Genomic DNA, 26,343 nt, shown 5'->3' with positions numbered 1-26,343 from the left:
CGAAAGGCATCCCGTGAGTACCCCCCTCGCCGCCACCGGTCCGGCCGGCACCCTCCTTGCCGTTCCCGCCCTCGCCGACGCGACCGAGCTCTCCTGCGATGTGCTCGTCGTCGGCGGCGGGACCGCCGGCACCATGGCGGCGCTGACCGCCGCCGAACGCGGGGCGAACGTCCTGCTCCTGGAGAAGGCCCACGTGCGGCACTCGGGCGCCCTCGCCATGGGCATGGACGGGGTCAACAACGCGGTCGTCCCCGGACGGGCCGAACCCGACGACTACGTCGCCGAGATCACCCGTGCCAACGACGGTCTCGTCGACCAGTCCACCGTCCGGCAGACCGCGACGCGCGGCTTCGCGATGGTGCAGCGGCTGGAGTCGTACGGGGTGAAGTTCGAGAAGGACGAGCACGGCGAGTACGCGGTCCGCCAGGTGCACAGGTCCGGCTCGTACGTGCTGCCGATGCCGGAGGGCAAGGACGTCAAGAAGGTGCTCTACCGGCAGTTGAGGCGCCGGGAGATGCGGGAGCGGATCCGGATCGAGAACCGGGTCATGCCGGTCCGGGTGCTCACCCACCCGGAGGACGGGCGGGCCGTCGGCGTCGCCGGGTTCCACACCCGTACGGGAGAGTTCGTCACGGTCCGGGCCGGGGCGGTGATCCTGGCGACCGGGCCGTGCGGCCGGCTCGGTCTGCCCGCCTCCGGGTACCTGTACGGGACGTACGAGAACCCGACCAACGCGGGCGACGGATACGCGATGGCGTACCACGCGGGGGCCGCGCTCACCGGGATCGAGTGCTTCCAGATCAACCCGCTGATCAAGGACTACAACGGGCCCGCCTGCGCCTACGTCGCCAACCCCTTCGGGGGCTACCAGGTGAACCGGCACGGCGAGCGGTTCGTGGAGTCGGACTACTGGTCGGGGCAGATGATGGCCGAGTTCGCGACCGAACTCGCCTCCGACCGAGGCCCCGTGTACCTCAAGATGAGCCATCTGCCGGAGGAGACCATCGGCGCGGTGGAGTCGATCCTCCACACCACGGAACGGCCCACCCGGGGCACCTTCCACGAGGGGCGCGGGCACGACTACCGGACCCACGACGTCGAGATGCACATCTCGGAGATCGGCCTGTGCGGCGGCCACTCCGCCTCCGGGGTACGGGTGGACGACCACGCCCGCACGACGGTGCCCCGGCTGTACGCGGCCGGCGACCTGGCCTCCGTACCCCACAACTACATGATCGGCGCCTTCGTCTTCGGCGACCTGGCGGGCGAGGACGCGGCACGGTACCGGGCCTACGAAGGGGAGCTGCCCGCCGAGCAGTTGGCCGCCGCCCACGAGCTCGTCTACCGGCCGCTCCGGCATCCCGACGGTCCGCCGCAGCCCCAGGTCGAGTACAAACTGCGGCGGTTCGTCAACGACTACGTGGCTCCGCCCAAGACCGGGGCGAAACTCTCCCTGGCGGTGGAGGCGTTCACCCGGATGTCGGACGAGATCGCGGGCATGGGCGCGCGCACCGCGCACGAGCTGATGCGGTGCGCCGAGGTGAGCTTCATCCGGGACTGCGCCGAGATGGCGGCGCGGGCCTCGCTGGCCAGGACCGAGTCGCGGTGGGGTCTCTACCACGAGCGCCTCGACCATCCGGAGCGGGACGACACCGGCTGGCTGCACCACCTCGACCTGCGCAAGTCCCCTTCCGGGGCGATGGAGTTCACGGCGCGGCCGGTCGAGCCGTACGTGGTGCCCGTGGCGGAGTTCGCGCCGCCGGCCGGTCCCGAGCGGCTGCTCGGCGAGGTCGCGCTCGTGCCGGTGGCCACGGCCGGTCCACGGGACGGGGTCCCGGCGGCCCGCCCGGCCGCGACCGCGTCGCCGGACCGGAAGGACCCGGCAGGGGCCGCCGCCGCCCCGACGCCCCGCCTCCCCCTGCTGCGCCTGCTGGCGCTCGTCGAGGAGTCCCCCGACCTGGACGCGCTCCGGCCGTACCTCGACGACGGCGATCCGGCGGTCCGGGCGGCCGCCGTCACCGCGCTCGGGGAGACCGCACCGGACGGGGCGGGTCCGGCGCTCGCGGCGCATCTGCGGGACGCGGCGCCGGAGGTCCGGGCCGCCGCCTCGGCCGCCCTGCGCGAGCTGGTCGAGGTCCTGCCCGCCGAGCCCCGGCTCGGGGCGGGACTGCGGGAGGCGCTGGGCGTGCCCGATCCGGCGGTGCGGGGCGCGGCGCTCGACGTCCTGCGGGCCCTGCGGCTCGGTGACGCCGCGCTGTACGCGGCCTCGCTCGGCGACGCCGAGGTCGAGGTCCGTATCCAGGCCGTGCGGGCGCTGGTGTCGGTGGACGCGGTCGGCGAACTCGCGGGGGCCGCCGCCGATCCGGCCCGCGAGGTGCGGGTCGCGGTGGCCCGCGGTCTCGCCGCCGTGCGCGTCCCCGCCCCCGAGCCGCTGGACCCGCTGCTCGACGACGCCGACCCGCTGGTCAGGGGTGCCGCACTGGCCGCCCTGGCCGGCACCGGCTGCCCGCCGGAGTACGCGGCACTGGCGGTGGCGGCGCTCGCCGATCCGGCCTGGCAGGTCCGGGCCGGCGCGGCGACCGCTCTCCGCGCCGCGCCGCCCGCGCCGGCCGTCCCCGCCCTCGCCGGGGCGCTGGCCGACCCGAACGCGGACGTCCGCAAGGCCGCCGTGCTCTCGCTGCTCCGGCACGGCGACGACCCGGCGGCCCGCGCCGCCCTCGTCGGGGTCGCCGACGACCCGGACGCCGATGTCCGCGCCTACGCGTCCCGGGGGACCCGCGAGGCGCCCTGAACCGCGTATCCCGCGCGCCGGCGCACTCGCGTGCGTGGTGATCGGTGGCACATGGGTGAACGCGCGCATGCGGGGCGGCGTGGCGGGGAAGGGGCGCGTGGCGGCGTCGCGCGACCCGCTGAGGACGGTGAACCGAGGAGATGGTGAGGGTGACGGTGAGCGCTGAGGCAGTGGGCGCGCCGTGCTGGCTGAGTCTGGCCGCGCGCGATCTCGACGCGGCGGAGCGCTTCTACGGGGCGGTGCTGGGCTGGACGTTCCGCCGGGGCGCTCTCGGCGAGGAGTACGCGGTGGGCGAGCGGGACGGGGTCCCGGTCGCCGGGATCGCGGCGGTGGCCGCCGAGATGGCGGTGCCGGTGGCCTGGACGCCGTTCTTCGCCGTGGACGACGCCGACACGGCGGTGGCGCGGATCCGGGAGCGCGGCGGCACCGTCGGCGTGGGGCCGGTCGCCTTTCCGCCCCGGGGGCGTGCGGCGCTCGCCACGGACCGGGAGGGCGCCGCGTTCGCCGTGTGGGAGGGGCGGCTGATCTCGCGGTGGCGCGTGGGCGAGCGGCAGGCGCCCGCGTGGCTGGAGCTCCATACGCGGGACGCGTTCGACGCGGCCGTGTTCTACGGCGGGGTGCTGGGCTGGGCGGACGGGAGCCCGAGCGGCGTCGAGGTCTCGTACGAGCGGGACCAGGTGGTGCTGCGGTGGCACGGCGAGGCCGTCGCCCGGCTGAACAGCGGTCCGGTCGAGTCCGCCTCGGCGCGGCCGCAGCTGCGGCCGCGCTGGCTCGTACGGTTCCGGGTGCCCGATCTGGAGGCGGCGACGGCCGCGGTCGTCAAGCACGGCGGGTCGGTCGTGCCGGGCGGCGAGTGGGGCGGGGTCCGCGCTCCGAAGGGCACGGACGAGCAGCGCGTGGTGGTGAGGGACCCGGACGGCGCGCTGTTCACGCTCGACGCGCCGACGGATGAGGACGTCCCCGAGGACGTCCCCGAGAACACTCCGGAGGAGATTCCCGAGAACATGCCGGAGGGCCCCGGAGGTCGCGGTTGAGCGACCGCCGGGGCCCTCCGGGAGTCGGCGTGCCCCTGGGTTCCGCCCGCCGGACGGGTGGCGCCGTCGCCGGGTCCGTCCCCACGTACCCGTCGGCGCGGCGTGGCTCTCTTCTCGGGGGGTGCGGTGTACGGGCTACCGCAGGGCGGCCCGCGGGGCGCCCTCGGACTCGCCCTCGGCGTCGGTACCGGCCCCGGGCGCGCCGTCCGAGTCGGTCGTCGCGGCGCCGGCCGGGATGAGGGCGGCGACGACCGCGGCGACGAGGCCCACCCCGGCGCCGATCATCATGGCGGCGCGGAAGCCGTCCTCGGAGGGCAGCACGTGCCCGCCGAGGGTCGTGGTCATCTGGGCGAGGACGACGCCGATGACGGCGGCCGAGACCGAGGTGCCGATGGAGCGCATCAGCGTGTTGAAGCTGTTGGCGGAGGCGGTCTCCGCCTGCGGCACCGCGCCCATGATGAGCGCCGGCATAGCTCCGTAGGCGAGCCCCACTCCGGTGTTGCAGATGAGCGTGACGACGAGCAGGCCCCAGGTGGTGCCCATGAGGGCGAGGGAGGAGGCGTACCCGACGGCGATGACGAGGGCGCCGAGGGAGAGGGTGACCTTGGGGCCGCGGGCCGCGGAGAGCTTGGCGCCGAGCGGGGCCAGGGCCATCATCATCAGGCCCGCCGGGGCCATCCACAGGCCCATGGCCATCATCGACTGGCCGAGGCCGTACCCGGTGGCCTCGGGCAGCTGGAGCAGCTGCGGGACGACCAGGGACTGCGCGTACATCGCGAAGCCGACGAGGACCGAGGCCGCGTTGGTCATGAGGACGACCGGGCGGGCGGTGACCCGCAGGTCGACGAGCGGGTCGCGGGTCCGCAGCTCCCAGACGCCCCAGGCGAGCAGGACGACGGCGGCGCCGGCGAAGAGGCCGAGGGTGGTGCCGCTGCCCCAGCCCCAGGTCGCGCCCTTGGAGACGGCGAGCAGCAGGGCGACGAGGCCCGCGCCGAGGCCGAGGGCGCCCGGCAGGTCGAAGCGGCCGGGGGCGGGGTTGCGCGGCCCTGCGGGCACGACGCGCCAGATGAGGAGGCCGACGAGGAGGCTGAGGGCGGCGGCGACCCAGAAGAGCACGCGCCAGCTGGCGTTCTCGGCGACGGCGGCGGAGAAGGGGAGGCCGAGGGCGCCGCCGACGCCCATGGAGGCGCTCATCAGGGCGATGGAGCCGCCGAGCTTCTCGGGCGGCAGGACGTCCCGGAGGAGGCTGATGCCGACGGGGACGACGCCCATGCCGAGGCCCTGGAGGCCGCGTCCGACGATCATCGGGACGACGGAGGAGGCGAGCGCGCAGACGACGGATCCGGCGATCAGCGGGACGACGGAGGCGAGGAGGACGCGGCGCTTGCCCAGGGTGTCGCCGAGGCGCCCGGCGACGGGGGTGGCGACGGCGGCGGCGAGCAGGGTGGCGGTGATCACCCAGGAGGCGTTGGAGGGGGCGGTGTCGAGGAGTTCGGGAAGGTCGCCGATGAGCGGCACCACCAGGGTCTGCATGAGTGCGGCCACGATGCCCGCCAGGGCGAGGACGCCGACGACGCCTCCGGTGCGGGCTTCGGGCTTGGAGCCGTCCACGGGTTCTCCCTCGGTCTTCCACAGTGAGTCGTGTGCATCATGCACATCTCTTGCGGTATACACAAGTCGTGCATGATGCACAGCGCCACACCGCGAGAGAGAATGCCCCCATGGACAAGCCCGTGGACAAGCCCACTCATCTGGTCGAGTTCGAGACCATGCTGCTCGGCCGGCACGCCCACCTGTACGCGCCCCGCTCCCGGGCCGCCGGCGGCCACCTCGACCGCAGCGCGTACGTCCTGCTGAGCCGCATCCGCATGCACGGGCCGATGTCCATCGGGCAGCTCAGCGAGGCCTTCGGCCTCGACGCCTCCACCCTCAACCGGCAGACCGCCGCCATGCTCCGCGCCGGGGTCGTCGAGCGCATCCCCGACCCCGACGGCGGCATCGCCCGCAAGTTCCGCATCACGGAGGAGGGCGAGCACCGGCTCGACGCCGACCGCGCCTCGAACATCGAGGGCCTGGAGCGGGTGATGGAGCACTGGTCGCCCGAGGACGTGGCCCGTTTCGCCGACTTCCTCGAACGCTTCAACCGGGACATCGAGCGCCTGGAGGGCCGCCCCTGGCCCCGCCCCTGACCGGGAATCACCTCCCCACGGACACCCCAGCAGGACCTACCCGCCCCACCCGCCCCGTACGGTCACACCCGCTTCACGGCTCACGCAGGGGTGTGCGGTGCAGGGTGACGAGGAGGAGCCAGATCCGCCCGGAGACGCGGGCGGGGGTGCCCTCGACGAGTCCGTGCAGCCAGTCGGCCAGCACCCCCGCGAAGGTGGCGGCCACGGCGGAGGCGATCAGCTCGGGTTCGGGGGCGCCGACCAGGGTGCGTTCGGCGAGGCTGCGGGCGCGCAGGTCCTGATGGAGGACGTGGCCGAGCGGGCCGCCGCCGCCCGGGCTGAGCAGGGCCCGGTAGAGGTGGGCGTGCGGGGCGAGGCCCTCGAAGAAGGCGATGAGCGCGGGCGGCGGCGACGCCGGATCGGGGACACCGCGCCAGGCGTGCAGGGCGTCCACCGCGTCGCGGACCACGTCGGCGCAGGCGTCGACGGCCAGCGCCTCCAGATCGGCGTAGTGGACGTAGAAGGTGGCGCGGCCGACCCCGGCCCTGCGGACCAGTGCGGCGGTGGTGACCTCCGCCAACGGGCGCTCCGCGCACTCGTCGAGGAGGGCCTGCCGCAGCTTGGCCCGCGTGCGGGCGGCCCGGGGGTCTCCCGGCATCGCGTCTCCCTGCATCGCACCTCCCGGCATTGCACCTCGCTTCATCGCACCGCCCGGCATCGCGTCTCCCGGCATCGGGGTCACCGGCTCAGCAGGACGGCGGCGAGGGCCAGGGCGCCGGGGAGCGCCTGGGCGACGAAGATGCGGCGGTTGGCGGTGGCGCCGCCGTACAGGCCCGCGACGACCACGCAGCCCAGGAAGAACACCGTGACCCGGAACCCCGTCGGGTCCTCGGCGACGAGGCCCCAGACGAGCCCGGCCGCCAGGAAGCCGTTGTAGAGGCCCTGGTTCGCGGCGAGCGGCGCGGTCGCGCGGGCCATGTCGGCGTCGAAGCCGGACAGGGCGCGGCCGGGCTTCCGCTCCCACAGGAACATCTCCAGAACCAGGATGTACGCGTGCAAGGCGGCCACCAGGCCCACCAGAACGTTCGCCGTCGTCTCCATCGCGCTCTCCCACCGTGGTGTGTACTTCCTGGACAGGCGTCCAGGATACATGGACATCTGTCCAGGAGAGGGCTGGTCGTTCCGTCAGGAGCAGCTGCACGGCGGGGTCGAAGTCCTCGGCGGTGGGCGACCTCTCGTCCTGCCGCACCTCCGGAGAACGAAGGGGACAGGAAGGCCGATTCGTACGCCTTCCCGGCGCCGACAGGTCAACAGTGCGTAACGCGAACAGGCTTCTCGGACAGAATGCTTCCCTCCGTCGGGCGAGTCTGGGATCTTGCGTCCACCCCACACATCACAGGGCCCGGCGGGCGCCACCCGCGCCACCGGGTCATCGGAGGACGCATTGTTTTCCCACATATCCACCCGGTTGAGAAGCTCGGCCATCGCCGTCGCGGCCCTCGGTACGACCGTGGCGCTCGCCGCTCCCGCCGGATTCGCCCAGGCAGCACCGTCGGACACCGCGCCCGTCGCGGCCGGTTCGGCGGGGGCGACGCAGGCCACCACCGCGCAGGCTCCCACCGCGGCCGTCGCCGCACCGGCGGCCTGGGCCGCGGGCACCCGCGCCTACCTGGTGATCACGGCACCCGGCGGCACCTCCGCCGTCAGCGGCGCCGTGGCGAGCAACGGCGGTTCGGTCTTCGCCACGTACGACGCGATCGGCGTGATCGTGGCGCACTCGACGTCCGCGTCGTTCGCCTCGTCGATGCGCACGGTCGGCGGCGTCCAGCAGGTCGGCGCGACCCGGACGTCCGACGTCCCCGCCGACGCCTACAACCCGGCGCTCCCGGCGAACCCGTCGCAGTCGGCGACGACGCTGACGGAGTCCAACCGCTGGGACATGACGCAGATCAAGGCCGACCAGGCCTGGGCCGTCACCACCGGCTCGGCCTCGGTGAAGGTCGGCGTCCTCGACACCGGCGTGGACGACCAGCACCAGGACATCGCGCCCAACTTCAACGCGGCCGACTCGGCCTCCTGCGCCTACGGCAAGGCGGACACCCGCGCCGGCGCGTGGCGTGACGTCGGCACCCACGGCACGCACGTCGCGGGCACCATCGCGGCCGCGAAGAACGGCAAGGGCGTCATCGGCGTCGCGCCGGGCGTGAAGATCTCCTCGGTCCGCATCGCGGAGCCGACCAGCAGCCTGTTCTTCGCGGAGAACACGATCTGCGGCTTCGTGTGGGCCGGTGACCACGGCTTCAAGGTCACCAACAACAGCTACTACACGGACCCGTGGGCGTTCAACTGCCCGGACAACGTGGACCAGGCCGCCATCATCGAGGGCGTCCGCCGCGCCCAGGCGTACGCCGAGGGCAAGGGCTCGCTCCAGGTGGCCGCCGCCGGCAACTCCAACTACGACCTGGCGAACAAGACGACCGACTCCGAGTCCCCCAACGACTCGACGCCGGTCACCCGCACCATCACCAACGCCTGCATCGACATCCCGACGGAGCTCCCGGGCGTCGTGACCGTCGCCGCGCAGGGCAACGGCGGCGCCAAGGCCTCGTACTCGAACTTCGGCAACGGCGTCATCGACATCGCGGCCCCCGGCGGCGACGGCAGCTCCGGTGTCTACTCGACGCTCCCGGGCGGCAAGTACGGCAACATGAACGGCACGTCGATGGCCTCCCCGCACGTGGCCGGCGTCGCGGCGCTGATCGCGAGCACCAACCCGGCGTTCACCCCGGCGCAGATCCGGGACCAGCTCGGCGTCCAGGCCACGGACCGGGCGTGCCCCTCGGACACCCGCTGCACCGGCACCACCACCAAGAACGGCTTCTTCGGCGAAGGCGCGGTCGACGCCCTGAAGGCCGTCGGGGGCACCACCCCGCCGCCCGGCGCGTACTTCGAGAACCTCACCGACGTGGCGATCTCCGACAACGCGACGGTCGAGAGCCCGATCACGGTCAGCGGGGTGACGGGCAACGCCCCGGCGACCCTCAAGGTGGGCGTGGACGTCAAGCACACGTACATCGGTGACCTGAAGGTCGATCTGGTGGCCCCGGACGGCACCGTCTACACGGTCCACAACCGGACCGGCAGCGGCACGGACAACATCATCCAGACGTTCACGGTCAACGCCTCGGCGGAGGTCGCCAACGGCGTCTGGAAGCTCCGCGTGAACGACAACGCGAACCAGGACACGGGCAAGATCGACGCCTGGAACCTGACCTTCTAGGACAGCACCCTCACAACGCTGTCACGGCGCCCCCACCGGCGCCCGTACCGCGCGTCCCCATGACGGGGCCGGAGCCGACTCGGCTCCGGCCCCGTTCGCGTGTCCGCCCGAAGTGCCTTCGGAGAACAAGTCCTTACCGGGGGGTAGGCCTGCGCCGCCCCCTTGCTATACGTTCCGTCTAACAAGCTTGCTAGACGCTACGTCTAACAAGCGTGCCCGAGCCGATCGCGCGACCCGAGGAGCCGCAACCATGGCAAGCAGCACCGTTCGCCCGGACGACGAGGATCAGGATGTCGCGGAGCGACTGCTCCGGTCGGCCGCGAAGCTGTCGTACGACCCGGCCGTCGAGGTGGACTGGGACACCCCCCTCGACAAGGACTTCCACGGGCAGAGCCCCGAGTGGAACTCCCTCTACGGCACCGCGTACTGGAACGAGATGACCGAGGAGCAGCGCAAGGAGCTGACCCGGCAGGAGTCCGCCTCGGTCGCCAGCACCGGCATCTGGTTCGAGATGATCCTCCAGCAGATGGTGCTCCGCGACATCTACCTCATGGACCACACCGATCCCCGGTTCCAGTGGGCCCTCACCGAGATCGCCGACGAGTGCCGGCACTCGATCATGTTCGCCCGGGGCTCCCAGAAGCTCGGCGCGCCCGCGTACCGGCCCAGGCGGGCCGTGCTGGAACTCGGGCGCTTCATGAAGACCGTCGGCTTCGGCGAAGCCGCGTACGCCGGCATCCTCGTCGCCGAGGAGGTCCTCGACGTCATGCAGCGGGACTGGATGCGCGACGAGCGGGTCGTCCCCTTCGTCCGCACCATCAACAACATCCATGTCGTCGAGGAGTCCCGGCACATGAAGTTCGCCCGGGACGAGACGCGCCGCCACCTCGCCCGCGCGAGCAGGCCGCGCCGTCACCTCCAGGCCCTCGTGGTCGCCATCGCCGCGTACTACATCATCACCAGCCTGGTGAACCCGGAGGTGTACGTGCGGGTCGGACTCGACCCCGAGCGGGCCCGCCGCGAGGCGGCCGCCAACGAGCACTACAAGGCACAGCTGCGCGCCAGTTGCTCCGGACTGATGGAGTTCCTGGCCGACGTCGGGATGCTGACCCGGCCCGCGCTCTTCTTCTACCAGCGCGCCCACCTCGTCTGACCCCTCCGAGCCGAGCAGAGCAGAGCCGACGACATGACCTACGCCATCACCCAGACCTGCTGCAACGACGCCACGTGCATCGCCGTCTGCCCGGTCAACTGCATCCACCCGACGCCGGAGGAGCCGGACTTCGGGACGACGGAGATGCTCTACATCGACCCGAAGAGCTGCATCGACTGCGGTGCCTGCGCCGACGCCTGCCCGGTCGACGCGATCTTCCCGGCGGACCGTCTCACCGGGCGCCTGCGGGAGTACGAGGCGATCAACGCGGAGTACTACGCCCACCGCACGCCCCCGCCGGCCGTGGCCTCGCCCACCTTCCACACCTGGGGCGCGCCCGCCTTCCACCGCTCGCTGCCCGCCGACTTCGCCCCGCTGCGGATCGCGGTCGTCGGCACGGGCCCGGCGGGCATGTACGCCGCCGAGGACCTGCTCCTGCACACCAACGCCGAGGTGACGCTGATCGACCGGCTGCCGGTGGCCGGCGGACTCGTACGGTACGGCGTGGCACCGGACCACCCGGCGACCAAGGGCGCCGGGGAGGCCTTCGCCCGCTTCCACTCCCACCCCCGCGTCCGGCTGCGGCTGGGCGTGGAGATCGGCCGGGACGTCACCGCCGAGGAGCTCGCCGCGCACCACGACGCGGTGATCTACGCCGTCGGCGCGCCCGCCGACCGACGGCTCGGCATCCCCGGCGAGGAGCTGCCGGGGAGCGTCTCCGCGACCTCGGTCGTCTCCTGGTACAACGCCCAGCCGGAGACCGGGGCGGACGCGGTCGACGTCTCCGCCGAGCGGATCGTGGTCGTCGGCAACGGCAACGTCGCCCTCGACGTCGCCCGCGTCCTCGTCACGGACCCCGACTCCCTCGCCGGCACCGACATCGCCGACCACGCCCTCACCGCCCTGCGCGGCACGCGGGTGCGCGAGGTGGTGCTGCTCGGCCGCCGGGGCCCCGAGCACGCCGCGTACACGGCGTCCGAGCTGCTCGCCCTGAAGCACCTCCCGGGGGTGGAGCTGGTCGTCGACGGCCGGGACGCCCGCACCGGCGAGGCCATCGACAGCGCGGCGTCCGGCGAGAAGGCCGCGCTCCTGCGGGACGTGACCCGCGAGACGGTGGACTGGTCGCGGGAGCCCGCGCGGGACCGGCGCAGGATCGTCCTGCGCTTCCACTCCGCCCCGGTCGAGGCGCTCGGCACCGGCGCCGTACGGGCGGTCCGCGTGTCGGAGGAGGGCTCGTCCGCCGGTGCGGAGATCGGGGCGGGCCTGCTCGTCCGGGCGATCGGCTACCGGGGCGTGCCGCTCGCGGGGCTGCCCTTCGACGAGGCCGCCGGCACCGTGCCCCACGAGGCCGGACGGATCACCGGGCTGCCCGGCGGCTATGTCGTCGGCTGGATCAAGCGGGGGCCCTCGGGCGGTATCGGGGCCAACAGGGCCTGCGCGGAGGAGACGGTCGGGACACTGCTCGCGGACGCGGTCGCGGGGGCGCTGCCGGCGCCCACGGGCTCTCCGGAGGCCTTCCGGAAACTGCTGCGGAGCCGCAGCCGGGGTCTCGTCGACGCGCGCGGTCTCGCGGCCATCGACCGTGCCGAGCGGGCACGTGGCAGGGAGGCGGGACGTCCCCGGGTCAAGCTGGCGACGGTGCCGGAGCTCGTCGCGGCGGCACGCGGCGGCCGGTGGCGCCGACCGGTCTGAGGTCCGGGGTTCTGAGGTCTGGGGCTTTGAGGCCTGCGGACTGATATCTGCGGACCGAGGTCTACGGTGTCCGGCCCGGGACGGCGGGCCGGTACGGCTCAGGCAGCGACGCCCGCCGTCTCCTGGCGGACCACGATCGCGTTGAGCCGGACGGCGAAGGGAACGACGTCCGTCAGCTCCAGGGCGGTGGCCTCCGCCTTCGGCAGCTCGACGGTCACGTCGACGCAGAAGGCCAGGGCGTAGATGTGCTCGCCCGTCCCCTCGTCCTGGAGGGCGAAGAACAGGTCCCGGTAGAAGCGGGTGCGGTGCTCGGACTCCTCGTAGAAGGAGAGTCCGGGCTGCCCCTCCTGCGCGGCGAGGCCGGTGAAGGCCTGGACGAGCTCCCGCTCGACGGTCCCCCAGAACCCCGCGTCCGCGTACTCCGGGGGCAGCGCCTGCCGGACGGCCTCCTTGAGCGAGAGCACCATGACCAGGACGGGGGCGTGCTCCTGGAGCCCCCAGCCCCGGACCATCCGCACGACGGTGCTGTCGGGGACGGCGGCGGCCGCCTCCCGTATCGCCTCGAAGTCGAAGTTGACGGTCGCGGGCGCGATCGCCTCCTGGAACACCCGGTCGATGGACCGGGCCTGTTCGAGATGGTCCGGTCCCACCTCGACGACGGTCCTGAAACTGGCGGCCAAAACTCCTCCTGTGTGATCTCGATGATCAGGAGGGGTCAGTATGCCGAGGCGCCCCCGCGCCCGGTGAGGGACGTCCGCCGTGCGGACACGGGGCCCCGGGAGGGCCGGTCCGTTCAGGAACGGCGGCGGGGCTTTCCGCTCTTGCCCCGGCCGGAGCCCCCGGTGGCGCCGCCCTTGCGGGCCGCCGCGGGCCGGCCCCCGGTGCGGGAGCCGCCGCCCGGCTTGGCGGACCGGGCGGGCTTGCCGGACTTCTTCGGGTCCTTCTTCGGCTCCTTCTGGCCCTTACGCTCCTCGGCGCGACGGCCCCGGGTGCTGTTCACCGTCCGGCCGCGCACGATCCCGATGAACTCCTCCACCAGATCGGGGGCCTCGTCGGCCGCCGGCCACGACAGGGCCACGCGCGACTGCGGGACGTCGTTGAGCGTCCGGTACGTGAGGTCCTTGCGGTGGTGGAGCCGGGCGAGCGACTGGGGGAGTGCGAGCAGGCCGACGCCCGCCGCGACGAGCTCGATCGCGTCGGCGGTCGTCTCGGGGCGCTCCATCGCCGGGCGGCCCGGCGGCTGCTCCCAGCCGAGGGTGTCGTCGAGGGGGTGCAGGACGAGCTCGTCGGCGAGGTCCGTCGCGAAGATCTCCTCGACCTGGGCGAACAGGTGGTCCTTGGGGACGACGACGACCGTGGTCTCGGTGTAGAGCGGGATGGCGCTCAGGTCGTCCCGGTCGACGGGCAGCCGGACGAGCCCCGCGTCCGCGGTGCCTTCCCGGAGCGCGCCGAAGGCCTCGGCCGGGCTCACGGCGAGGAGGGTGAGGGGGACGTCGGGCAGCCGCTCGTTCCAGATCCGGACCCACTTCGAGGGCGTCACTCCTGGCACGTAGGCGAGGCGGAACGCCGGGGAAGCCGAGGAGGAGGGGGTGGAGGAGGGGGAAACCGAAGGGGAATCCGCGGGGGAAACGTCCGAGCCTGTCACCCCGCAAGGCTACCGGTAGCGGACGTGGTCGGAGGTCGCCCGCATGCTCGATACCCTTGACTCCATGACGTCGCACCAGAACACCCAGACGATGAAGCCCGCGACCGCGGCGAAGAAGCTGGGTGTGTACCTCGAAGCCACCCCCGCCGACTTCCAGGAGGGTGTCGTCTCGCGCGCCGAGCTGACCGAGCTCCAGGCCAATCCGCCGGCCTGGCTCCAGGAGCTCCGCAAGAACGGTCCGCACCCCCGCCCGGTCGTCGCCAACAAGCTCGGCGTCTCCATCGCCGGCCTCGCGCGCGGCGGGATCACCGAGCCGCTCACCACCGAGCAGATCGAAGCGATCAAGGAGGAGCTCCCCGCCTGGCTGCGGAAGGAGCGGGCCACCCAGTCGGAGACCCGCGCGGAGACCGTCCGCATCAAGGAGCGGGACGCGGAGCGGGCGCGCCGCGAGCAGAGCGCCTGACACACCCCCCTTCTTTTCCCACCGGCCCGTACCGAAGCGATTCGGTACGGGCCGGTGTGGCGTGCGGGCGGGTGCGGGAGTCATGTCCCCATGAGTGACATGAGCACCGCGTCCGAGCCGCCGGTCGTCGTCGGCGTGGACGGATCCGAGCACAGCCTCCGCGCCCTGGAGTGGGCCCTGAGCGCCGCGGAGAGCCTGGGCTCGCCCGTGGTGGTGGCCCACGTCCGCTCCGACGCGCTCCAGCTCGGCGCCGCGCGGATCGCCTCCCTGGGCAAGGAACCGGAGCTGCCCGACACGGTCCTGAACGCCGCCCGGGCCGTGGTCGAGGAGCGCGGGCACATGATTCCCGTGCGGTACGTCTCCCTGGACGGAAGCGTGACCGATGCGCTGCGGGCGGCCGCGCGGGGCGGACGGCTGCTGGTGACCGGCTCGCGGGGGCACGGCGGCTTCATGACCCTGCTGCTCGGCTCGACCAGCCGCACGCTGGCGATGACCGCGCCCTGCCCGCTCGTGGTCGTACCGCACGAGGCCCGCGCGGCCGGGGCTTCGGGCGACCCGGACGCGGGCCGGATCCTGCTGGGCCTGCATTCCGGGGAGACCTCGGACGAGGTGGTGGCCTTCGCGTTCGAGGCGGCGCACCGGCGCGGTGTGCCGCTGGAGGCCGTGACCGCCTTCCGGTTTCCTCCGCAGCCGGAAACGCTGCTCGCGGCCCCGTCCCCGGCGCTCCAGGTGCCGCCGCCGGTGCCGGAGGCCGATGACTCGGCGGAGCTCATCGGGGAGGCGGAGCGGGAGCAGGCGGAGCGGCTCCGGCCCTTCGCGGAGCGGTGGCCGGATGTCGAGCTGGTCCCTTCGGTGGTGCCGGGGGACGCGGCGGGGCGGCTCGTGGAGGGTTCGCGGGACGCCGGTCTGGTGGTCGTGGGTCGGCACCACCGGCATCGCATCGGCTCGCTGCTGATCGGTTCGGTCGCCCACGCGGTGCTGCACCACGCGCACTGTCCGGTCTCGGTGGTCCCGCCGGCCGGGGACGCCCCCGGGACATGACAGTCCCCGGCGGTCCGAGTCGGTTCGCGCGGTCGTCGGCCGTCGCCGACGGCTCCGTGCCCGACCGGCCCCGCCGGGGGCCTGGCCAGAGCCGTGTCAAGGGTCACGCGGGCCGTCGGACGTCTCCGTCGGCGGGTGCGGCTCTTTCCGGTTGTCCGGTGTAAAACAAGAGTTTCCTCCTTTTTTCGCCCGATTCAAGGGGTTTCAGGATTTTTGTTCCGGTCTCTTTGTCGTACGTGTCGCCCGCTGGTACAAGGGGGACCATGTCCACCTCCGAGCAGGCCGCCGCAGCCCTCCGCAACGTCCGGCCGCCCCCCGCCCAGGCCTCTCTCGGCGCCGGGGTCGTCGTGACCGACGAGGCGGGCCGGGTCCTCCTGGGGCTGCACCGCTCCGGGGTGTGGGAGCTGCCGGGCGGCAAGGTCGAGCCGGGCGAGTCGATCGAGAGCGCGGCGGTGCGCGAGCTCTCCGAGGAGACCACCCTCGTCGCGGAGGCCGCCGACGTGGAGGTCCTCGGGCTGATCCTGGACTCGGTCACCTCCACGGAGCTGACCCGGATGACCGCGGCCACGGTGGTGGCCGGTTCCCGGGGGACGCCGGCCGTCGCCGAGCCGGACAGGATCGAGCGCTGGGAGTGGACGGACCCGGACCACCTGCCGACGGCGCTGTTCCTGCCGTCCGCCCAGGTGCTGAGGATGTGGCGGCCCGGACTCCCGGTGCCCGACGGCCCCTTCCACCGGTACGCGATGAGCCGCCTGCCCGGGTGACACCCACCGCCCGGCCCCCGGCCGGACGGCGATCGTCCTGTCCTCCGCACCGGTCTCCATCCGTGCGTGTCGCGGCACGGGGTCACGTCACCGGGGTCACGTCACCGGGGTCGCGTCACGGAGCGTCGCCGAGCGAGGTGGGGCGGGCGTGGTTAGCGTGGCTCACAGGAACACGACATCGATCGCAAGAGAGAGAGTCACCGTCATGGCCGCACGACCTGAAGGCACGCCGGTTTGGGCCGACGCGATGTTCACCGACGTGGAGGGCGCCAAGACGTTCTACGGAGACGTGCTCGGCTGGACCTTCGGCGAGGCCTCTTCGGAATACGGCAACTACACGCAGGCGTACAAGAACGGGAAGGCGGTCGCGGCCGTCGTCCCCCCGATGCCAGGGCAGGGCGAGTCGCCGCAGTCGGCCTGGTGTCTGTACTTCGCCTCCCCGGACGTCGCCGCCACGGCGGAGAAGATCCGGTCGGCGGGCGGCACGATCCTCATGGAGCCGATGCAGGTCGGCGAGTTCGGGTCCATGTGCATCGCGCAGGATCCGACCGGTGCGACGTTCGGCATCTGGCAGCCGGGCACTCACGAGGGCTTCGAACTCGAGGGTGAGACCGGCGCGTACGCATGGGCCGAGGTCTTCACGCGGGAGTCGGCGAAGTCCGACGCCTTCCTCACCGAGGTCTTCGGCTACAACTCCAAGAAGATGAAGGACGAGCACGTCGACTACCGGGTCTTCGACCTAGGAGAGGACCGGCCCGTCCTGGGCCGGATGCTGATGACGAAGGAGGACTTCCCGCCGGAGATCCCGTCCTACGTCCAGATCTACTTCGCCGTCGACAACTGCGACAAGGCCGTCGAGGCGGCCGAGCGCCTCAAGGGGAAGAAGGTCTTCGGCCCCATGGACAGCCCGTACGGCCGGTTCGCGGCGATCCTGGACCCGCAGGGTGCGGCGTTCGCGGTGATCGATATGAAGACCACCGTGGGCGACATGCCCGAGATGGTCTGACCGTACGGCGAACCGCCCCGCGCCTCCGAGGTCGCGGGGCGGTTCCGTGCGTCCGGTCAGGCGGTGTCACGGACGGCGACGATGCCGTTGAAGACGCCGACGTACGCGGTGCCGTCGGGGCCGATGGTGATCGGGGCCCAGTTGTTGTCGTAGGCGAGACCGGTGCCGGTGAAGCGCGAGAAGGCCCGCTGTCCGGTGCGGAAGTCGACGGCCGTCAGGTACCAGGCGTCGATGCCGAGGCCGTTGGGCCGCTTCTCGTAGAAGTAGAGCAGCCCGTTGGCGGTGGAGAGCTTCGGCACGGTGGAGGGCGAGCGGACGTCGCTCTCCCAGACGGTGTCACAGCCGCTGCCGTCGGCGCGGACGTCGATCCGGGTGGCGCCGCCGACGACGCTGCGGCCGAGGGCGAGGGTACTCGGGTTCTCGTAGCCGTAGTTGTTCTCGACGACGAGGCTGTTGCCCCAGCTGATCAGGGAGTTGTCGGTGGTGGAGGCCCCGGAGCGGAAGACCGGCACCTTGCAGACGAGCCGTTCGGCGGCGGGGACGGCGGCGCCCCGGCGGTAGACGAGGACGTTCATCCGGTCGTCGGCGTTGTCGGTGATGGCGACGTACTGGTCCCGGTCGCCGAACAGGTCGGGGGTGGTGCCCGAACCCTGGTTCACGGAGCCGGGCTTGGTCCCGGTCCCCCGGTCGTACGCCTCGCGCCACCGGACGCGCGGAGTGCCGTCGGCGTCGGCGCGGAAGGCGTACAGGGCGTGGTCGGTGACGATGGAGACGCCGTCCTCGGCGACGGAGAAGGAGTTCTGGATCTCCTCCCCGTCGAGCCTGATCGCGCGGAGCGCGCCCGTGGCGGGGTCGATGGTGCCGACGCGGCCGAGTCGGGTGACCCACCAGACGCGGCCGTCCCAGTCGGGCATGACGGAGGTGACGGGGTCGCAGACGCCGCTGGGGAAGAGGTTGGTCCAGGAGACGCAGTCGTGCGGGACGAGGGAGGTGAGGTCCCAGTCGTCCTCGACGACGAACTCCCAGGCGCCGTCGGCCTTCTGGCGGTGGGCGATGCGCAGGACGTGCTGGCGGGAGTCGGCGAGGACGACCCGGTCCTGGTTGTCCAGGTAGAAGTAGGCGCCGCCGGAGGTGTCCTTGAAGATCTTCTCGTGGGCGGCGATTCCCTTTGCTCCCACACTGGTGGGAACTATTTATGGCATGAGCTTCGACTCTATGCCGGAGCTGCGCTGGGGCCTCGGGCACCGTTCACCATCGGCTCGATGGGGGTGGTATGGGGCAGTTTGTACGTTATTTTCAAGCGAAGAGGCTGGCTGTAGCGGGCACCTGTCTCAAACACGCGCCGCGCACTGTCTGCGCATGCATCGCCGCGCGAACCGCCCATGCGGGGCGCTGGGGAGAAGTGATGCGGGCGATCTCCTCGCCCTTCCCTGCATAGGCCCTCTGACCTGGCCTTTTTAGGGATCCGGAAGCGCTGGGGAGAATCTGGGGAGAACGCGGCTGTCAGCAGCACCTGACACCTACGCCATCAAGCCCGTTCGCCATAGTTCGCCGCCCCCTGGACGGCTCATCGATGTCAGGGCAAGTCGCCGTGAGTGACAGCGGGCCGTTTCCGACTCCGGAAAGCAAACCGCGCCGCTCGGTAGCGCAGATCCTGCAGCTGGAGTCCGGGGCCCGCCCACCGTCGGTAAGGGGTTTTGACCGAGTCGACAGGGCGGGCTGCCTGGCGCCGTGGATGCTCACGGGTGAGAGCGCTCCTGGCGGCACGCGGTGCGGTGGTTCCAATGTGCCGGAGCGGCGGGCACTTCCGTTCGTGCTGGGGGCAGACCCCAGGAGGGCTGTTCCGTCTCCGTCGACGAGGTACAGCAGAGCCCCCTGGGCTTGGTTGCGCCCAGGGAGCCTGCAGGAGAGCCCGCCGTCGTCCAGGAAGGACTATTAGACGATGCCGTAGCGCACGATCCGCAAGCCTCGAATTCGCAGGACATCAACCGCAACGACGTGGCCCAGCGCCTCGTATGACCGCAAGGTCTCCCGAGTCGGAAGGACGGCCATCCGCTCCTGAGGTCTTGTTCGATCTCACGTCCATGGGACGGGTTCAGTCTCGCCGACCCATCTGTTGGTCCTGGAGAGGTCCTGGTAGGAACCTCGGTAGCCGATCGAGCGGAGTACCAGCAGAGCAAGGTAGTGGCGGGTCAGGAGCCAGGTGTCGGTGACTAGTCCTTTGACTCCGTAGACGGGCTCTTGTGTCTCCTTGGGGTGCACGAGACGGTTACGGACTCGTGTGACCACGTCGGCGCCGTCCGCCGACCGGGCTGCGTCTACTTGCTGCCGGGCCGCATAGGCGGTGGCTGCTGGCAGACGGTCTACGTGCACCCTCAGATCGACCCTGGACTCCGTCAGGAGCATGCGCAGCTTCCTGTGGGCAGGCCATGCGCGGGATGTGTACTCGGCTTCCGTGAGCCGGCCGCTGAGCACGAGTTCCTGCCACATCACATGCTCCAATCCGGCGGCTCCGCTCATGATCCGCTGTTCGACAAATCCTCGATCGGCGAGGGCGGTGATCGCGTACTGCATCTGCAGGCGAAGCGCCTGCCCCTTGCCGGAATCGCGGAAGGCAGGCAGGAGGCAGGCCAGCAGATCTGCCAAGGACTCCTGGTCTTCGGGGTACCACCAGCCGGAGCTGATGCGGCGCGCCGGGTCACAGAGCATCGGACCCCACTGGCCCCACACCGCATGCTCCTGGTCGTTCAGGCCGACGGGCAGGGCGGGGGCGACCCACCGGCCGAGCGCGAAGGACAGCCCCACGTGCAGAGCGCTGAGAACCGGGGTGACCTCGGCGGACGTGAACGTGGTTCCGTCCAGCCGACGGATCTCCATCACATGGGTCATGACGTAGACGTCGGCCTGGCGCACATCAGAGAAGACGGCCTCGTGGTCGGGGCGGACGTCGAGCGTGATCCTCCATCCGTCCGCCTCGTACACACTGCGCCCGGCCGACACCAATCGCGGCCCTCCATCAGTGACATGCGCCTCAAGGTGGGCTGATCCACGCCATCGGGGCAGATTGAACCAGTGGGCAACGACACGGTCGAGCGGGGCGGTGGGGTCTCCGTAGGAAGTGCCGTTGGACCAGCCGCTCACAGCGTCTCTGGCGGACACCGGTAGTTCGATACCGAGGTCGAGCAGACTCAGCTCAGTCCTGTCCATAGAGGTGGGGTCAGAGTCCTCGGTACGCAACCGCCAAGAGATCCCGGGCTTCGGGGAGCAGCCGTACTGGACAACCCCGGGCACCTCAGCCCCGGCCGGTCCAATGGGTCCGTCGTAGAGGGTGATCGGCTCCCCTGGCGCATTGAAGGGGTACACCGGCGCCAGGGGTTCCTCAGCCTTGAGCTCAGTTGACGAAGCAGACATGCGCCGGACTCTAGACGTTGCCACCGACATTGGCCGCGCAGTGCCGCCGGGCACTGCGCGGCTCCCCCCTGCAAGCTCAGCTCTCTACAACGCGTGCTCGGACGACAACGCGAGAAGGGCCGCAAAGGGAGGGCGGTGCAAGGACCTGAATCGCTATGCAACGGCCCCACGCTCTGCACGGGCCCCTCAGAAGGGAACCCCTCGCCGTCCAACTACAGTGCGTCAATCCAGCCTATACAGTGTGTAGATCGCGCCATTCTCCCGGACTGCGTTGTCGTGCCTCCTCGGCCACCCGATTCTGGAACGTTCGTCACCAGCTGAGGGGAGACAGGTGAAGGTGCCACGACACGCCGCGAACGGCCCTGATGTCATCGGGCAGACCACCGGACTGATCGGCTTCTTGCGAGAGGTCGTCCAAAGCAGCCACCAGCGTCTACGGGACGACCGGCGTTCGCGGGAGCGTTTGTGGCTCGCCAGTCTGCCGGCCTCCGTACGACGCCCCGTCGACCGGCCCGACGGCATCCTGTTCACCCTCGACCACGTGCCCCAGGCTGCCCCGCCGCCACTGCCGGAGGTGCTGGACGGCTGGGTGTCCCCTGAATTGTGCCGGGACGTGGACGGTGAGGATCCGCCGCTCGCGAGCGAGGGACCGGGGAAGGGATTGGTGCGTGCCGAGGACGGGCGCCAATGGCGGGAGGAGGCCGACGACCACAGTGTCCGCCGCGAGGACGCGGCCGAGGTGTTGCGGGCCTACGGACCGTGGTTGGCGCGGTGGCGCCGCTGGGCCGAGCGGGAGCGGGCCGAGCGGGCCCTGCGGGAGCTGTACGAGCAGGTCTACCACTGGCACCAGAAACTGACCCAGCAGGACGACCAGCTCGAACTCGTCCTCGTCACGGGCCTGTTGACATGGAGTGACCCACGCGGCGACGCCGTCCATCGCCACATCCTCACCCACCGGGTGGAGACTTCGGTGGACCGCAAAACCGCCCGGCTCACTGTCCGGCTGACGGCCGAAGGGGCGGTACGGCTCGAGGACCAGGCGTTTCTCGACACCGACGACGGATGGGTCCCCGAGCGGTCGGCCGCGCTCGCCGAGGAGATCGCGGCCCAGTCGCTGCACCTCCTCGGCTCGGAAACCTTGGAACACCTGGCCCAGTGGCAGGAACGCGTGCTGCAGCGTCCCGTGACGTTCAGCGCCGAGTGGCAGCCTCCCCGCGAGCCGGAGCCGGGGGCACGCCTCACGTACGCCCCGGCGCTGGTGCTGCGCCCCCGGGACCGAAACGCCCTGCTGAATTTTTACGAACGGATCGCCGACAGCGTGGCCTCGGAGGCACACGCGCCGCTGGCACTGGCACAGCTGGTGCTGCCCCTGGACGCCGAGGCTCGTGCGAACTGGGACGGGCGAGAGATCCCTCCCCTGTTCGGGGACGACCCGCTCTTCCCGGGCAAGACCAACGAACGCCAGCGCAGTGTGCTGCGGCGCCTGGAACACGACACCGGCGTGGTCGTGCAGGGTCCGCCAGGCACCGGCAAGACGCACACCATCGCCAACCTTGTCTCGGCATTGCTGGCCCAGGGGCAGAGGGTCCTGGTGACCAGCGCCCGGGACCAGGCCCTGACCGTCCTGCGGGACAAACTTCCTCCTGCCGTACGCGACCTGTGCGTCCTCCTGCTCAGCTCCGCCCGCCAGGACGGGGCGGACGAACTGGAGCGGACGATCAACGCCCTGACCGACCAGGTCGCCGCCAGCGACCCGGAGCAGCTGCGGGACGAGATCCGCCAGCTTGCCGCACAGCGCGAGGAGGTACGTGAACGGATTACCACGCTCACCGAGGAGGTGATCTCACTGCGGGAGGCAGAGGTTTACCGGCACCCGGAGATCGCTCCCGGGTACGGCGGTGTCCTCGCCGCCATCGTGCAGCGCGTCCGCGACAACGCCGAGCCCCACTCCTGGATCGGCCTGGTCCCGGAGGACGGACCGACACCCTCCTCCCCTCCGCTGTCACCCGCTCAGGCGGCCGAACTGCTGAGCCTGCTGCGCGAGGGCGCCGCGGAACCCCGGGCCGGAGGCACTCTGCCGGATCCCGACACCCTCCCCTCCCCCGAGGACCTGAGTCAGGCGATTGAGGCGGGAGGGATCACCGACGACGGCCTGTCCCTCGAAGCGGTCGATATCCGCGACAGTCTCGCGCAACTCGACACCTCCGTCACCGACGAACTGGTCTCACTCGCGAGCGATTGCCGTACGGCCCTGCACCACCTCGGCCTGCCACCGAACTCCAGGCGCTGGGACACCAACAAGTGGACCACGAATGCTCTGACCGCCCGCCTGTCCCGCGAAGACTCCGCCATGTGGCGCCAGGTGTACGCCCTCAACGACCAGCTCACCGAGGTGTCACAACAGCTGGAAGCCGTCGTGACACGGCGTGTGCTCCTGCCCGAGGCGCTCACGGGGCAGCAGGCCGACGCGTTCAGCACCGTCGGCGCCGCCCTGCGAGCCCATCTCGCCGGGGGCGGCAGGCTGCGCAAGCGGGGCAGCCTCCTGGCCTCGAAGGCGCAGAAGGACGCCCAGGACCTCCTAGACGTCTGCTCTGTCGACGGTCATTCGCCCGGTACACCGGACGAACTCGATGTCGTCCTCACACACTTGCGGGCTCTCGCCACCGTGGACGCAATCGCGCGCCGGTGGGCGCAGGCAGGTGCCCCCCTCTCCGACGGTCCCCTGGAACTCCGACTGGCGTCCTTGACGGAGGCGTACACGCGCCTGAGGCAGGTCGACGCCTTCGGTGCCGCCCGCGAGCGCATCGACGATGTCCTCATCCACCACGGCCTGCACATCGATCTCACCTCACGCATGGCCTGGCAGGACTTCGCCGATGCACTTGCGGCGCTTTCGGATCGGCGGGCCGCGGACGAGGCACTGATCCGACTGGCAACGTGGGAAGAGCAGTTGCGTACACCGTCGGAGGGTTCACGTCCCGCCCCTGAGGCACTGGCCGCAGCACATGCCATCCGGGAACAGGACACCGAGCGCTATTCCAAGGAACTTGACGCGTTGCGGGAGGCGCATCGGCGCGAGCACCGCCGGCGACGGTGCGCCGTACTCCTGGACAGCGTGCGCCGGGCGCACCCGCTGCTCGCGGACCAGCTGACGGAGGAGGCCAACGATCCAGCCTGGGAGAAGCGGCTGGACTCCCTGGCTGAGGCATGGGCCTGGGCAACGGCCTCCGCGTTCGTGAAGCGCCGGCGCACTCCTGGGCGAGAGCGTAAGTTGGAGGGCGAGCTAGCCGAGTGCGAACGCCGCCTGGAGGCACTGACCGGTGATCTCGCCGCCACCTGGGGGAGGTTGCACTGCCTGGAGCGCATGACACAGGAGCAGCGTTCGGCGCTGCAGGCATACCGCAATCACATGGCTTCGTACGGCAAGGGCAAGGGCCGCAACGCGGGCCGTTATCGTGCCGCAGCGCACGACGCGATGCGGACGGCGCAGGGAGCGGTGCCTGCATGGGTGATGCCCATCTCTCAGGTGGCGGAGATGGTGGCGCCCAAGCGCGACGCCTTCGACGTCGTCATCGTCGATGAAGCCAGCCAGGCAGGCATGGACGCGCTGTTCCTGCTGTGGCTCGCTCCCCGTGTGATTGTCGTCGGCGACGACAAGCAGTGCGCGCCTCCGATCAGCGGCATGGGCCGGCTCCAGGCGATCCAGGACCGGCTCCTCTCACATCTGCCGGACATGCCGCCCATGCTGCGCCAGCTCTACACGCCTGCCACCAATCTCTACCAGCTCCTGTCCACGTTCTTCCCGAAGGTGATCCGGCTGGAAGAGCACTTCCGCTGCATGCCCGAGATCATCGGCTGGTCCTCCCGGACCTTCTACAACGACAAGTTGCAGCCGCTTCGGCAGTTCGGCGGCGAGCGTCTCGACCCGCTCGTGACGCACTTCGTCGAGGGAGCGGTCACCCAGGGCCGCGACAGTCGCCTTCGCAACCCCAAGGAAGCCGAGGCCGTCACCGACTGCCTGGCCCGGCTGGTCGAGGATCCCGCCTACCAGGACAAGACCATGGGCGTCATTGCCCTGCAGGGCCCGGTGGGGCAGGTCAAGCTCCTGGAACAGCTGATCAACGAGAGGGTTCCGGCGCCGGTACGCGAACACCACCAGATTCGGGTGGGCAATCCCGCCTCGTTCCAGGGAGACGAGCGGCACGTCATCCTGCTGTCGATGGTGGCGACGAACCCGCCACGCATCGCGGGCGGTGCACGCAGCGAACGGCAGGCGTACAACGTCGCCGCCTCCCGGGCACAGGACCAGATGCGGCTGTTCTACTCGATTCCGCCGGACCGCCTGAAGAAGGAAGACCTCCGGTTCAATCTCCTCGCTTACATGGAGAACCCGCCCGCCGTTCTGGCGAGCACTGACCAGATCGGTGACGTCTCGGCGGACATCCCGCAGGATCCGTTCGAGTCCCTCTTCGAGCAGCAGGTCTACCTGCGCCTGAAGGCACGCGGCTATCACGTCGTCCCGCAATTCCCTGCTGGGAACAGACGCATCGACCTCGTGGTGGTGGGTGCCCGCAGCCGTCTGGCGGTGGAGTGCGACGGCGACCGATTCCACTCCACGCCCGGGCAGATCCGGCGCGACCAGCGGCGCGACCGTGAACTCCAGCGGGTGGGCTGGACGTTCTGGCGTATCCGCGAGAGCGAGTTCCGCTTTGACCCCGACGAATCACTGACCGGGCTGTGGGCGGAGCTGCACCGGCTGGGCATCCATCCGGCCACCTTCGACGACGCCCACTCCCCCACGCCATCCACCGCGCCCTCCGCTGTGCGGTGGACCCCGCTCGACCTCTCCTCCGACGGGGACCTGACCGAGGACACGACAGAAGCCGCGAACACCACCGACGCAGCAGATCCCCTCGCTGTTCTGCAACCGGCTGAGGACGAGGAACCCGAAGACATCACGGAAGGCTCGGCATGACCCCGCACTCCCCTCTCGGCATCCTGGACGCCAACACCCTGGAGGAACTGGCCCGCGTCATCTGCGGCGACGAACACCTCTACTACCGCAAGGGTTACGAGATCGCCCGGTTCCTGGAACACGCAGGCTGGCAGCGCGTGCCGGAGTACGACGGCGAGTACCGCAGGGAGTGGGCCCACGCCCGGCTCACCGAGCGCCGCGAGGACCCCACCGAGCTGGAGAAGGTCCTGCACCGGCTCGCCGACCCGCGCGAGTACCTCGACGAGCCCGAACAGCTCCCCGCCGTCATCTCCGCCGTCAACGCCTTCCTCATCCATGAGGGCGTACGCCTTGAGAACCCCGGCGGCCGCCCACGCCTCGTCGCCTGCGACCCCTCTCTCGCCCATCCGGGCAGCCAGGGCCCAGCCGAGCTCAGAGCCACCATGACCGACCTCATCACGGACCAGAACATGGCCGGCCTACTCCAGCACCGCCTGGACGAGGCCCACACCTGCTACGCCAACGGCGCCCATGTGGCCGCCATCATCATGCTCGGCAGCCTCCTCGAAGGCGTCCTCGTCCACGTCGTTCACGAGCGCGACGCCTCCCTGCTCGGCCGCACCTCCCCCGACAGGGTGAGCCTGGATTTCCTGATCAAGACCTGTCACGACGCCGGCTGGATCGGGGCCGACGTCGAACGCTTCTGCCACGAGTTGCGCAAGTACCGCAACTTCGTCCATCCGCGCGCCGAGATCCGGGAGGCTCACGCCCCGGACCGCGACACCCTGGACATGTGCTGGCCCGTGGTCAACGCGGTCCTGAACGACCTCGCCGACTCCCAGCCCAAGGCAGCCTGATCATCCGAACCGCACCGTCCCGCGCGCAGCTCATCAGACGAGTCTGAGCACGGGGGCGGCCGTCCGGCACCCCCAGCAGCTCCC

The 26,343-nt window shown here is 71.2% G+C and carries 18 protein-coding genes and 2 pseudogenes; 13 read left to right on the top strand and 7 right to left on the bottom strand.

Annotated features, from left to right (window positions below; translation table 11 throughout):
* The first annotated feature begins 13 nt into the window (after positions 1-13).
* Together OG361_RS36455 and OG361_RS36450 are read left to right on the top strand one after the other, a co-directional pair.
* The gene (locus OG361_RS36455; protein ID WP_405860510.1) at positions 14-2,791 is read left to right on the top strand and encodes a fumarate reductase/succinate dehydrogenase flavoprotein subunit; all 2,778 of its coding nucleotides are present in this window, start codon (positions 14-16) and stop codon (positions 2,789-2,791) included.
* A 140-nt stretch (positions 2,792-2,931) separates the two neighbouring features.
* Positions 2,932-3,825 (top strand): VOC family protein, encoded by an 894-nt coding sequence (locus tag OG361_RS36450; protein WP_405860508.1) that lies wholly within the window; start codon positions 2,932-2,934, stop codon positions 3,823-3,825.
* 135 nt (positions 3,826-3,960) lie between these two features.
* Here OG361_RS36450 and OG361_RS36445 read toward each other — a convergent pair whose 3' ends face one another.
* Complete coding sequence (locus OG361_RS36445) at positions 3,961-5,436, bottom strand: MFS transporter (RefSeq protein WP_405860506.1); 1,476 nt, start codon at positions 5,434-5,436, stop codon at positions 3,961-3,963.
* A 110-nt stretch (positions 5,437-5,546) separates the two neighbouring features.
* On the opposite strand from OG361_RS36445, the gene OG361_RS36440 reads away from it, so the two are divergent.
* The gene (locus OG361_RS36440; protein WP_405860505.1) at positions 5,547-6,014 is read left to right on the top strand and encodes a MarR family winged helix-turn-helix transcriptional regulator; all 468 of its coding nucleotides are present in this window, start codon (positions 5,547-5,549) and stop codon (positions 6,012-6,014) included.
* A 73-nt stretch (positions 6,015-6,087) separates the two neighbouring features.
* Here OG361_RS36440 and OG361_RS36435 read toward each other — a convergent pair whose 3' ends face one another.
* The gene (locus tag OG361_RS36435) at positions 6,088-6,651 is read right to left on the bottom strand and encodes a TetR/AcrR family transcriptional regulator (protein WP_405860503.1); all 564 of its coding nucleotides are present in this window, start codon (positions 6,649-6,651) and stop codon (positions 6,088-6,090) included.
* An 80-nt stretch (positions 6,652-6,731) separates the two neighbouring features.
* Complete coding sequence (locus tag OG361_RS36430) at positions 6,732-7,094, bottom strand: DUF1304 domain-containing protein (protein WP_384562462.1); 363 nt, start codon at positions 7,092-7,094, stop codon at positions 6,732-6,734.
* 382 nt (positions 7,095-7,476) lie between these two features.
* Here OG361_RS36430 and OG361_RS36425 point away from each other — a divergent pair, with 382 nt between their 5' ends.
* The 3 genes from OG361_RS36425 to OG361_RS36415 all read left to right on the top strand — a co-directional run bounded on the left by OG361_RS36425 (position 7,477) and on the right by OG361_RS36415 (position 12,118).
* Positions 7,477-9,273, top strand: a complete 1,797-nt coding sequence (locus OG361_RS36425; RefSeq protein WP_405862632.1) for a S8 family serine peptidase — start codon at positions 7,477-7,479, stop codon at positions 9,271-9,273.
* Positions 9,274-9,523: 250 nt separating this feature from the next.
* Positions 9,524-10,426 (top strand): diiron oxygenase, encoded by a 903-nt coding sequence (locus tag OG361_RS36420; RefSeq protein WP_405860501.1) that lies wholly within the window; start codon positions 9,524-9,526, stop codon positions 10,424-10,426.
* 33 nt (positions 10,427-10,459) lie between these two features.
* Positions 10,460-12,118: an FAD-dependent oxidoreductase gene (locus OG361_RS36415; RefSeq protein WP_405860500.1), complete on the top strand. Its 1,659-nt coding sequence runs from the start codon at positions 10,460-10,462 to the stop codon at positions 12,116-12,118.
* A gap of 98 nt (positions 12,119-12,216) precedes the next feature.
* Here the strand turns inward: OG361_RS36415 and OG361_RS36410 are convergent, their stop codons facing one another.
* Together OG361_RS36410 and OG361_RS36405 are read right to left on the bottom strand one after the other, a co-directional pair.
* Positions 12,217-12,798 carry a Type-2Aa cytolytic delta-endotoxin gene (locus OG361_RS36410; RefSeq protein WP_405860498.1) on the bottom strand — a complete coding sequence of 194 codons (582 nt, stop codon included), beginning with the start codon at positions 12,796-12,798 and terminating at the stop codon, positions 12,217-12,219.
* A 113-nt stretch (positions 12,799-12,911) separates the two neighbouring features.
* Positions 12,912-13,658: a LysR family transcriptional regulator substrate-binding protein gene (locus OG361_RS36405; RefSeq protein WP_405860496.1), complete on the bottom strand. Its 747-nt coding sequence runs from the start codon at positions 13,656-13,658 to the stop codon at positions 12,912-12,914.
* A gap of 169 nt (positions 13,659-13,827) precedes the next feature.
* Here OG361_RS36405 and OG361_RS36400 point away from each other — a divergent pair, with 169 nt between their 5' ends.
* The 4 genes from OG361_RS36400 to OG361_RS36385 all read left to right on the top strand — a co-directional run bounded on the left by OG361_RS36400 (position 13,828) and on the right by OG361_RS36385 (position 17,037).
* Positions 13,828-14,226, top strand: a complete 399-nt coding sequence (locus OG361_RS36400) for a DUF5997 family protein (RefSeq protein WP_384562474.1) — start codon at positions 13,828-13,830, stop codon at positions 14,224-14,226.
* Between the two features lie 90 nt (positions 14,227-14,316).
* A complete protein-coding gene (locus OG361_RS36395) occupies positions 14,317-15,267 on the top strand; it encodes a universal stress protein (RefSeq protein ID WP_405860494.1) in 951 nt (316 codons plus the stop codon).
* A gap of 263 nt (positions 15,268-15,530) precedes the next feature.
* The gene (locus OG361_RS36390; RefSeq protein ID WP_405860492.1) at positions 15,531-16,031 is read left to right on the top strand and encodes an NUDIX hydrolase; all 501 of its coding nucleotides are present in this window, start codon (positions 15,531-15,533) and stop codon (positions 16,029-16,031) included.
* A 205-nt stretch (positions 16,032-16,236) separates the two neighbouring features.
* Positions 16,237-17,037, top strand: coding sequence for a VOC family protein (locus OG361_RS36385; protein ID WP_405860490.1), 801 nt, complete (start codon positions 16,237-16,239; stop codon positions 17,035-17,037).
* 56 nt (positions 17,038-17,093) lie between these two features.
* On the opposite strand, the pseudogene OG361_RS36380 reads toward OG361_RS36385, so the two are convergent.
* Positions 17,094-18,185 (bottom strand): annotated as a pseudogene (locus tag OG361_RS36380) (hypothetical protein); the annotation flags it as partial.
* Between OG361_RS36380 and OG361_RS36375 the strand changes: the two are divergent.
* A pseudogene (locus OG361_RS36375) lies at positions 18,178-18,356 on the top strand (CorA family divalent cation transporter); the annotation flags it as partial. The pseudogenes OG361_RS36380 and OG361_RS36375 sit on opposite strands and share 8 nt — an antisense overlap.
* Before the next feature lie 757 nt (positions 18,357-19,113).
* Here the strand turns inward: OG361_RS36375 and OG361_RS36370 are convergent.
* The gene (locus tag OG361_RS36370; protein ID WP_405860488.1) at positions 19,114-20,244 is read right to left on the bottom strand and encodes a hypothetical protein; all 1,131 of its coding nucleotides are present in this window, start codon (positions 20,242-20,244) and stop codon (positions 19,114-19,116) included.
* A 535-nt stretch (positions 20,245-20,779) separates the two neighbouring features.
* Between OG361_RS36370 and OG361_RS36365 the strand changes: the two genes are divergently transcribed.
* Positions 20,780-25,423: an AAA domain-containing protein gene (locus OG361_RS36365; protein WP_405860486.1), complete on the top strand. Its 4,644-nt coding sequence runs from the start codon at positions 20,780-20,782 to the stop codon at positions 25,421-25,423.
* Positions 25,420-26,259, top strand: coding sequence for a hypothetical protein (locus tag OG361_RS36360; protein ID WP_405860484.1), 840 nt, complete (start codon positions 25,420-25,422; stop codon positions 26,257-26,259). The genes OG361_RS36365 and OG361_RS36360 overlap by 4 nt, the downstream gene beginning before the upstream one ends.
* The last annotated feature ends 84 nt before the right edge of the window (positions 26,260-26,343 follow it).

Source organism: Streptomyces sp. NBC_00090, from assembly GCF_045160815.1.
GTDB lineage: Bacteria > Actinomycetota > Actinomycetes > Streptomycetales > Streptomycetaceae > Streptomyces.
The sequence above is the reverse complement of the archived record's forward strand: the minus strand, read 5'-3'. Positions and strand labels throughout refer to the sequence as shown.

What these genes read in the sequence shown, in the direction of transcription:
- OG361_RS36450 (WP_405860508.1), top strand. Translation starts at nt 2,932, where the DNA reads ATGGTGAGGGTGACGGTGAGCGCTGAGGCAGTGGGCGCGCCGTGCTGG.
- OG361_RS36440 (WP_405860505.1), top strand. Translation starts at nt 5,547, where the DNA reads ATGGACAAGCCCGTGGACAAGCCCACTCATCTGGTCGAGTTCGAGACC.
- OG361_RS36435 (WP_405860503.1), bottom strand. Translation starts at nt 6,651, where the DNA reads ATGCCGGGAGACCCCCGGGCCGCCCGCACGCGGGCCAAGCTGCGGCAG.
- OG361_RS36430 (WP_384562462.1), bottom strand. Translation starts at nt 7,094, where the DNA reads ATGGAGACGACGGCGAACGTTCTGGTGGGCCTGGTGGCCGCCTTGCAC.
- OG361_RS36420 (WP_405860501.1), top strand. Translation starts at nt 9,524, where the DNA reads ATGGCAAGCAGCACCGTTCGCCCGGACGACGAGGATCAGGATGTCGCG.
- OG361_RS36415 (WP_405860500.1), top strand. Translation starts at nt 10,460, where the DNA reads ATGACCTACGCCATCACCCAGACCTGCTGCAACGACGCCACGTGCATC.
- OG361_RS36400 (WP_384562474.1), top strand. Translation starts at nt 13,828, where the DNA reads ATGACGTCGCACCAGAACACCCAGACGATGAAGCCCGCGACCGCGGCG.
- OG361_RS36395 (WP_405860494.1), top strand. Translation starts at nt 14,317, where the DNA reads ATGAGTGACATGAGCACCGCGTCCGAGCCGCCGGTCGTCGTCGGCGTG.
- OG361_RS36390 (WP_405860492.1), top strand. Translation starts at nt 15,531, where the DNA reads ATGTCCACCTCCGAGCAGGCCGCCGCAGCCCTCCGCAACGTCCGGCCG.
- OG361_RS36385 (WP_405860490.1), top strand. Translation starts at nt 16,237, where the DNA reads ATGGCCGCACGACCTGAAGGCACGCCGGTTTGGGCCGACGCGATGTTC.
- OG361_RS36370 (WP_405860488.1), bottom strand. Translation starts at nt 20,244, where the DNA reads ATGGACAGGACTGAGCTGAGTCTGCTCGACCTCGGTATCGAACTACCG.
- OG361_RS36360 (WP_405860484.1), top strand. Translation starts at nt 25,420, where the DNA reads ATGACCCCGCACTCCCCTCTCGGCATCCTGGACGCCAACACCCTGGAG.